1 protein-coding gene and 1 pseudogene are annotated in these 1,113 nt (G+C 74.0%); one reads left to right on the forward strand and one right to left on the reverse strand.

All coding sequences use genetic code 11. The features are described from left to right. Positions 1-753: bifunctional methylenetetrahydrofolate dehydrogenase/methenyltetrahydrofolate cyclohydrolase FolD (gene folD / locus APM_RS12800; RefSeq protein WP_007423796.1), on the forward strand; the 753-nt coding region annotated here is incomplete at its 5' end. A 174-nt stretch (positions 754-927) separates the two neighbouring features. Here the strand turns inward: folD and APM_RS12805 are convergent. After that, positions 928-1,113, reverse strand: a pseudogene (locus APM_RS12805) (lytic transglycosylase); the annotation flags it as partial.

The raw sequence follows: 1,113 nt of genomic DNA on the forward strand, positions 1-1,113 counted from the left end.
CCCGGCCTCGCCGTCGTCCTCGTCGGCGAGGACCCGGCGAGCCAGGTCTATGTCCGCAACAAGGAGCGCGCCGCGAAGGCGGCCGGCTTCGCCAGCGAGACCATCCGCCTGCCCGCGAGCGCGAGCCAGGCCGAGCTGCTCGCCCTGATCGCCCGCCTCAACCATGATCCCGCGGTCGACGGCATCCTCGTCCAGCTGCCCCTGCCGGCCGGCATCGACCCGCAGGCGGTGATCCGCGCGATCGACCCGGCCAAGGATGTCGACGGCTTCCACCCCGACAATGTCGCCGCCCTCGCGCTCGGCACGCCCTTCCTCGTGCCCTGCACCCCGCGCGGCGTGATGAAGCTGCTCGCCGCCGCCGGCATCGCCCCGCGCGGCGCCCGCGCCCTCGTGCTCGGCCGCTCCAACATCGTCGGCCGCCCGATGGCCGCCCTGCTGCTCGCCGCCGACGCCACCGTCACCATCGCCCATTCCCGCACGCGCGACCTCGCCGCCGAATGCCGCCGCGCCGAGATCCTGATCGCGGCGGTCGGCCGCGCCGAAATGGTGAAGGGCGACTGGGTCTCCCCCGGCGCCACGGTCATCGATGTCGGCATCAACCGCACGGCGGCGGGCGGGCTGGTCGGCGACGTCGCCTACGCGGAGGCCGCCGCCGTCGCCGGCGCGATCACCCCGGTCCCCGGCGGCGTCGGGCCGATGACCATCGCCTGCCTGCTCGAAAACACCCTGATCGCCGCCGCCGCCCGCCGCTGAGTTTTTGCTCCGGCGCCGGCGCGGCCACCCGCGAACGGGCGAGGGCGCCTCACCCCGCGTCGTGCCGGACGCGGTTACCCCTCGATCTGTCGAACGTGGTTAACCCGCGTCTTGCCGGACGCGGTTATCCCTCGATCTGTCGGACGCGGTTATCCCTCGATCTGTAGGACGCGGTTATCCCGCGTCGGGCGACAGCACCGCGCAGCCGGTCGGCCCGCCCTGCAACTGCCGGCAGGCGCTCACCGCGGCGCTGTGCGGCAGGTTGACGAACCGCGCCCGGTAGAACCGGCCCCGCGCGGTCGAGATCGGCTCGACCACCGGCTGCCCCTTCATCAGCATGGCCACGGCGCTCAGCTCGGC

This window comes from Acidiphilium sp. PM (genome assembly GCF_000219295.1).
Classification (GTDB): domain Bacteria; phylum Pseudomonadota; class Alphaproteobacteria; order Acetobacterales; family Acetobacteraceae; genus Acidiphilium; species Acidiphilium multivorum.